Genomic DNA, 6,931 nt, shown 5'->3' on the forward strand with positions numbered 1-6,931 from the left:
GGGATAGGGCGGAGAGTGGGCGTGTGCGTATGGACATGCTGGGGGCTTTCGAGAAGAAGAAGATATTGGCCTTGGACCGTGCGGCCTCCCGCTCCGCCAGCGACGATGGGCGAATGGGCGAGTGGGTTCGCCGGCTGGCGAGCGGTCCCGCCCCCCGGGACGCCGAGGACAGGAGACTGAGATGTCGTGGGCCTGGGCAAGAGCGGTCTTGCAGCGTCCGGCGGTGATCGGCTTGGTCGTATCCACCGCCTGCGGCCTGGCGCTTGGCGTCCTGGGCCCTTTCGGCAGCTATCTCAGCGGCTCGCTCGGCGTGCGGATCGGCTACTGGCTGGTCTGTGTCTGGGCCGGATCCCTGACCTTCGCGATCGGCGTGCCGGCCCTGGCGAGGTGGGCGCAGACCCGAGGCCTGGCCACCTGGATCTGGGCGCCCCCCGCCGTCGCCGTCCTGACCCTGCCGCCGGCCGCCCTCAGCCGGCTCCTCGCCCTGAAGCTCTGGCCGGTCGTCGGCCGGGTTTCGGCGGCGGAGTGGTTTGGCCAGTGCCTGGCGATCAGCGCGATCGCCATGGCGGTCATCCTCTGGGTCACCCGAAGGCGTGTCACGCCCGTGCCCGCGACGGATCCGACTTCAGCGGACCCGCGGGACCGCCTGTCTCCCCGCCTCGGGCGCACTGTCCTCTGCCTGCAGGTGGAGGACCATTATGTACGGGTGCACACATCTCAGGGCTCGACCCTGGTTCTGATGTCCCTGTCCCAGGCCATCGCCGGCCTGAAGGATATCGAAGGGGTACAGACTCACCGGTCCTGGTGGGTGGCGCGCGCCGCCATCACCGGCGTGGTCGAGGATGGCCGCAACCTGCGCCTTCAGCTGGTGGGTGGCCTGGAGGCACCTGTCTCTCGCTCACGGGTGGGCCTCCTGCGGCAGGAGGGATGGCTGGCCGGGGCCGTGGCAGACTGAGCCGGCGCGACCCTGCGGCGGCCACGGACCCTATGGCTGTGGCCCGACCACCCCGTCGATCACTGCGGTGACGCGCTCGATGAAGGCGGTGCGCTCAGGGCCCTCCAGGGCGGCACCGCGGATCAGGCGCTCGACCAGGAAGCCGATGTAGATGGCAGCCAGCACCCGGGCCCGCTCCTGCCCAGCCGCGTCGCCCAGCCAGTCCCGGATGGGCGCCAGGAACCGCTCCTCCACCGCCCGCCCCAGCAGGGGCGCGGTGGTGGGCGAGGTCGCCGCCTGCAGCAGGAACTGGAAGGTCCGGGTCCGGGGATCGGCGATGTCGGCGGCGCCGGCCATCATCTCGGCCACATCCCGGGAAAAGCGGCTCCGGTCCCAGTCGCGCAGGCGGTCGGGGGCGATGGTGGCCTTGAGGGCCTCGGTGAACAGGCCCTCCTTGCCCCCGAAATAGCGCGGGATCAGGGCCACGTCCGATCCGGCCAGGGCGGCGATGTCGCGCAGGGAGGTCCGGTCATAGCCGGTGGCGGCAAAGGCGTTCCTGGCCGCCTCCAGTATGGCTGCACGGGTGGCCCCGGCGTCACGACGCCGGGGCGGCGCGGCAGGGCGGGCCGGTTCCGCCAGATCGGTCATGCGGTCCGGTCCGGGCTCAGTTCCGGCTCGGGATGATGACCGGCAGGCTTTCGAAGCCATGGACGAAGGCCGAGAAGTTGCGGACCGGCTCGCCGGAGACCCGGATCTCGGGGAAGCGCTTGAGGATCTCTTCCCAGATAATGGTCAGCTGCAGCTCGGCCACCCGGTTGCCCACGCAGCGGTGGACACCGAAGCCGAACGACATGTGATGCCGGGACTGGTCGCGGTCGATGATGTAGCTGTTCGGGTTCTCGATCTCGTCCTCGTCCCGGTTGCCCGAGAGGTACCACATCACCACCCGCTCGCCGGCCTTGATGGTCTTGCCGGCCAGCTCAAAGTCGGTTTTCGCCACCCGGGCCATGTGGGCCAGGGGGGTCTGCCAGCGGATGGTCTCCGAGACCATGGAGGTGATCAGGCCGGGATTGGCGCGCAGCTTGGCGTACTGGTCAGGGAACTGGTTCAGGGCCACGATGCTGCCGGAGATGGTGTTCCGGGTGGTGTCGTTGCCGCCGACGATCAGCAGGATGACGTTCCCGCGGTAGGTGTCCCGGTCAATGTCGCGGGTCGCCGGATTGTGCACCAGCATGGAGATCAGGTCGGCCGCGGGCTCGGCGTTGACCTTCTGGTTCCACAGGTCCTCGAAGGCGGTGAAGCACTCGCCCATGGCCTGGAACTTGTGCTCCCAGCTCTTCACGGGGCCGTGGCCGGGCGGATTGGTGACCATGTCCGACCAGTAGGTCAGCTTGCGGCGGTCCTCGAAGGGGAAGTCAAAGAGGGTCGCCAGGGTCATGGCGGTCAGTTCCTTCGACACCAGGTCGACCCAGTCGAATTCCTTGCCGATGGGCAGGGAGTCGAGGATCAGCCCCGCCCGCTCGCGGACGATGGGGGCCATCCTGTGCAGGTTGGCCGGGGCCACGGTGGGGCTCACGGCCTTGCGCTGGGCCCCATGCTCGGGCTCGTCCATGGTGATGAAGCCGGCGCCGCCGCCGGTCCGGGGCCGGGCCAGCTCGCCCAGCACCCTCTGCTGTTCGGCCAGGGCCACCAGGTTCGGCAGGGTGATGCCTTGGGCCGACGAGAAGATGTCGTGGTTGGTGTCTACCGCCATGATGTCCTTCCAGCGGGTCACGGACCAGTAGGGGCCGAAGTCGCTGTCAGCGGTGAAGTGGACGGGGTCTTCCTTCCGCAGGCGGGCGAAGACCGGAAAGATGGTGTCCTTCTGGAACCGGTCGGCCCGGCCGGGGTTCAGCAGTTCCAGCGGGGTCTCGTTGGCCTCGCGGACGGCCTCGTCGGAATCGATCCTGACGGCGATATTCATGGGTATCTCCCTAGCATAGCCGCGTCTTGGCGCGGCCTGTCTCAGGGTGAAACCTGCGCCGGGCGCAGGCCCATGTCAATGCGCGTTGACTTGTCGACGCCCGCCACAGACCGCCCCGACCCGGCCAGCCCCGTCCCGGCCAGCCCCGACCCGGCCAGCCCCGGTCCGGCCTGCGGGCCCAGCTCAGGCCTCGACTAGGTTCTTGGCCCGGGCCGCGGCCAGCATGGCCTTCTGCAGCTTCTCGAAGGCGCGGACCTCGATCTGGCGTACCCGCTCGCGGCTGACCCCGTACTGGGAGGCCAGGTCCTCGAGGGTGGTCGGATCGTCCTTCAGGCGCCGCTCGGTCAGGATGTGCCGTTCACGGTCGGAAAGATCGACCATGGCCGCCTGAAGCAGGCTCACGCGCTGGCTGCGCTCCTCGTTCTCGGCGACCTGGGTCTCCTGGCTGACCGCGTTCGTGTCCTCCAGCCAGTCCTGCCACTCGCTCTCGCCATCGACCCGCATGGGGGCGTTCAGTGAGGGGTCGGGGCCGGACAGGCGCCGGTTCATCGAGATGACCTCGTCCTTCTGGACCCCCAGCTTGGTGGCGATGATGTCGACCTGGTCCGGATGCAGGTCGCCCTCCTGGAAGGCCGAGATCGCGCTCTTGGCCTTGCGAAGGTTGAAGAACAGCTTCTTCTGCGAGGCCGTCGTGCCCATCTTGACCAGGCTCCATGATCTCAGGATGTATTCCTGGATCGAGGCGCGGATCCACCACATGGCGTAGGTGGCCAGGCGAAAGCCCTTGTCGGGCTCGAACTTCTTGACAGCCTGCATCAGGCCCACATTGCCCTCGGAGATCACCTCGCCGATGGGCAGGCCGTAGCCGCGATAGCCCATGGCGATCTTGGCCACCAGGCGCAGGTGGCTGGTCACCAGCCGGTGGGCCGCCTGGGGGTCCTCGTGTTCACGCCAGGCCTTGCCCAGCATGAACTCCTCGTCCTTGGCGAGCATGGGGAACTTGCGAATCTCGGTCAGGTACCGGGAGAGACCTCCCTCGGGGGTCATCACGGCCAGAGTGTTCGCGGACATGCGGATCCTCCTCCATTCAGGAGGCGGCAAAAGACCCACCCCCCAGCTCGGAATTCACCTAGTGAGAGAAAGCGGCGTCTTCAAGGCGACGGTCCGCCACAGCCGGTTACAAATCCGACAGGCGCGCCTCCAGGCTGGTCATATCGGGCGGCGGCGGGGTCTCGAACCTCAGCGCCTCGCCGGTGACCGGATGGACGAACCCCAGGATGGCGGCGTGCAGGGCCTGGCGCTCCAGCCCCGAGGCCTTGATCGCTTCGCGCACCGCCGCCGCGGGGGCCCCGGAGCCATAGACCGGGTCGCCCAGGCAGGGACTGCCCAGGGAGGCCATATGCACCCGAATCTGGTGGGTGCGTCCGGTCTCGAGCCGGCAGGTCACCCGGGCCGCGAGGGGCGCGGCGGCGGGCCCGAAGACCCGCTCGGTCCGGTAGTGGGTGATGGCCTCCCGCCCCCCGGACTTCAGGACCGCCATCTTCATCCGGTCGTGGGACGAGCGGCCGATCCGTGTACGGATCTCACCGCCGGTCGGTCGGGGCGCACCTCGGACCAGGGCCATGTAGAGGCGTTCAATGTCATGGGCGGCGAACAGGGCGGCCAGGCCCTGGTGGGCGACGTCGGTCTTGGCCGCCACCATGACCCCGGAAGTCTCCTTGTCGAGCCGATGGACGATCCCGGGCCGGGCCACCCCGCCTATGCCCGACAGCGAGGGATAGCAGTGGTGCAGGAGGGCGTTGACCAGGGTTCCGTCCGGTATGCCCGGGCCCGGATGCGCAGCCATGCCGGCGGGCTTGTTGATCACGATCAGGCTGGCATCCTCAAACAGGACCTCCAGGGGAATATCCTGGGGTTCCGGAAGCGCCGCCGCGGGGGCCGGGACCTCGACGCGGTAGCCGCCCGCCGCCGGCTTGGCCGACGGATCCCGGACCGGGACCCCCTCCCGGGTGACCACGCCAGCCTCCATCAGGGCCCTGAGGCGGGCCCGGGAGACCTGCGGCAGGGCGTCGGCCAGCGCCCGGTCCAGCCGGCCGGTGAGGCCTTCGGGCAGCCTGGCCTCCAGACGTGTGCCGGAGGCGGTCGCCGCATCGTCATCGGGCAGGTCAGGCGTGTCGGTCATCGGGCCATGAATCCCATCTGGCGATGCCGCCGCAAGGCCCTGAAGGTCTGGACACGGTATCGTCATCTGGGGTCTTTAGGACACCTAGGCAGGGGTGATGGCCGCAGCGGCCGTCCCGGGGGAGATTTAAGATCATGCGCGTGGATCGTCGCAGGGCCCTCGCCCTGTTCGGGGCCGGAAGCCTCGCCACCGGTGGAAGCGCCGCGGCTCAGGGGGCGGGTCAGGTCCGGTTCGACCACGGGGTCGCCTCGGGGGATCCCACCGCAGACCGCGTCATCCTCTGGACCCGCATCACCCCCGCGGATCCGTCCAGCGGCGCCATCTCCTACGCGTGGAGCCTCAATCCCATCGACCGGCGGGCCGGTGGCGCGAAGTCGGGCCGGGGAACGACCTCGGCGGCCAAGGACTTCACCGTCAAGGTGGATGTCGGCGGCCTCGATCCGGGCCGGGCCTACACCTTCACCTTCACCTCGAACGGCGCGACCTCGCCCATGGGCCGCACCCGCACCCTGCCCGAGGGCCAGGTCGAGGACGCCGTCATGGCGATCGCCTCCTGCTCCCTCTGGCAGGCCGGGTATTTCAACGCCTACCAGGCCATCGCCGACCTGCCGCGGGTCGATGTCGTCCTGCACCTGGGGGACTACATCTACGAGTACGGGCCTGAGGGCTATGGCGCGGAGTCTGGCAAGAAGCTGGGTCGCCGGGTCCAGCCGGGCCACGAGATCTTCACCCTTGGGGACTACCGCAACCGGCACGCCCAGACCAAGACCGATCCCCAGCTCCAGGCCGCCCACGCCCGGGCGCCCTGGATCGTCGTCTGGGACGACCACGAGACCGCCAACGACAGCTGGGTCGGCGGCGCCGAGAACCACCAGAAGGATGAGGGCTCCTGGAACCGCCGCAAGGCGGCGGCCATCAAGGCCTATTACGAGTGGATGCCCATCCGCGAACCCGACGGCGGCGGCTTCTCCATCAACCGGACCTTCGAGTTCGGCGACCTCGCCAGCCTCTTCATGCTCGAGACCCGGCTGACCGCCCGGGACCTGCAGCTGGATTACGCCACCGACCTCAACGGTGCGGATGGCAAGCCGGATGTCGTCCGGTTCCGCAAGCGCCTGGCGGACCCAGACCGCCGCATGATGGGTCCGTCCCAGTCCGACTGGCTGCGCCGGGGCCTCGCCAACTCGGTGAAGTCCGGCCGCACCTGGCAGGTGCTCGGCAACCAGGTGGTCATGGCCCGGATCGGCGTGCCCGACATCCGCGCCGCCATGGCCGCGGACAAGTTCGCCGCCGCCACAGCAAGCCTCGGCCCGGACGGCCTCAAGCGCATCGACCGCATGGCCGGGATCTCGAAGCTCGGCCTGCCCTATGGCCTGGATATGTGGGACGGCTATCCCGCCGACCGCCAGCGTCTCTACGACCTGATCAACCGGGCGAAGGCCAATGCCGTCGTCGTCTCCGGCGACAGCCACGCCTTCTGGGCCAATGAGCTCTACGACGCCCCCGAGGGCGGCAAGCGGGTGGCCGTGGAGTTCGGCACCACCGGTATCACCAGCCCCGGCGCCGGCGACGCCCTGCCAGACGTTCCCGTGGGCCAGATCATGGCCGACGCCAACCGCGAGGTGGTCTACTCCGACCAGGCCGCCAAGGGCTTCGTCCTCCTGACCCTGGGGCGGACCAACGGCAAGGCCGAGATGATGGCCGTCTCCACCATCCAGGAGAAGACCTTCACAACCAGCGTCCTGAAAACCTTCACCTTCACCCCGAGCCCCGACGGGGTCTCCGGGCTGAAGGAGGCCTAGCGCCCCTCAGGCGAGGACCGAAGCGCCAATTGCTCCCCCAAGGGGGAGCT

The 6,931-nt window shown here is 69.1% G+C and carries 6 protein-coding genes; 2 read left to right on the forward strand and 4 right to left on the reverse strand.

Going from position 1 to position 6,931, the window contains the following annotated elements:
• Positions 1 to 181: 181 nt before the first annotated feature.
• Positions 182 to 955 carry a LytTR family DNA-binding domain-containing protein gene (locus tag WCJ52_RS10380; protein WP_336903233.1) on the forward strand — a complete coding sequence of 258 codons (774 nt, stop codon included), beginning with the start codon at positions 182 to 184 and terminating at the stop codon, positions 953 to 955.
• A 30-nt stretch (positions 956 to 985) separates the two neighbouring features.
• Here the strand turns inward: WCJ52_RS10380 and WCJ52_RS10385 are convergent, their stop codons facing one another.
• From WCJ52_RS10385 to WCJ52_RS10400, 4 genes are all read right to left on the reverse strand, one after another.
• Positions 986 to 1,582 (reverse strand): TetR family transcriptional regulator, encoded by a 597-nt coding sequence (locus tag WCJ52_RS10385; protein ID WP_336903234.1) that lies wholly within the window; start codon positions 1,580 to 1,582, stop codon positions 986 to 988.
• Positions 1,583 to 1,598: 16 nt separating this feature from the next.
• On the reverse strand, positions 1,599 to 2,897 hold the full coding sequence (locus tag WCJ52_RS10390) for a cytochrome P450 (RefSeq protein WP_336903235.1): 1,299 nt from the start codon (positions 2,895 to 2,897) through the stop codon (positions 1,599 to 1,601).
• A gap of 183 nt (positions 2,898 to 3,080) precedes the next feature.
• The gene (gene rpoH / locus WCJ52_RS10395; protein WP_336903236.1) at positions 3,081 to 3,968 is read right to left on the reverse strand and encodes an RNA polymerase sigma factor RpoH; all 888 of its coding nucleotides are present in this window, start codon (positions 3,966 to 3,968) and stop codon (positions 3,081 to 3,083) included.
• Between the two features lie 106 nt (positions 3,969 to 4,074).
• Positions 4,075 to 5,079: an RluA family pseudouridine synthase gene (locus WCJ52_RS10400; protein ID WP_336903237.1), complete on the reverse strand. Its 1,005-nt coding sequence runs from the start codon at positions 5,077 to 5,079 to the stop codon at positions 4,075 to 4,077.
• A 134-nt stretch (positions 5,080 to 5,213) separates the two neighbouring features.
• Between WCJ52_RS10400 and WCJ52_RS10405 the strand changes: the two genes are divergently transcribed.
• The gene (locus WCJ52_RS10405; RefSeq protein ID WP_336903238.1) at positions 5,214 to 6,881 is read left to right on the forward strand and encodes an alkaline phosphatase D family protein; all 1,668 of its coding nucleotides are present in this window, start codon (positions 5,214 to 5,216) and stop codon (positions 6,879 to 6,881) included.
• Positions 6,882 to 6,931 lie beyond the last annotated feature (50 nt).

The sequence above is a fragment of the Phenylobacterium sp. genome, from assembly GCF_037138395.1.
Lineage (GTDB): Bacteria > Pseudomonadota > Alphaproteobacteria > Caulobacterales > Caulobacteraceae > Phenylobacterium.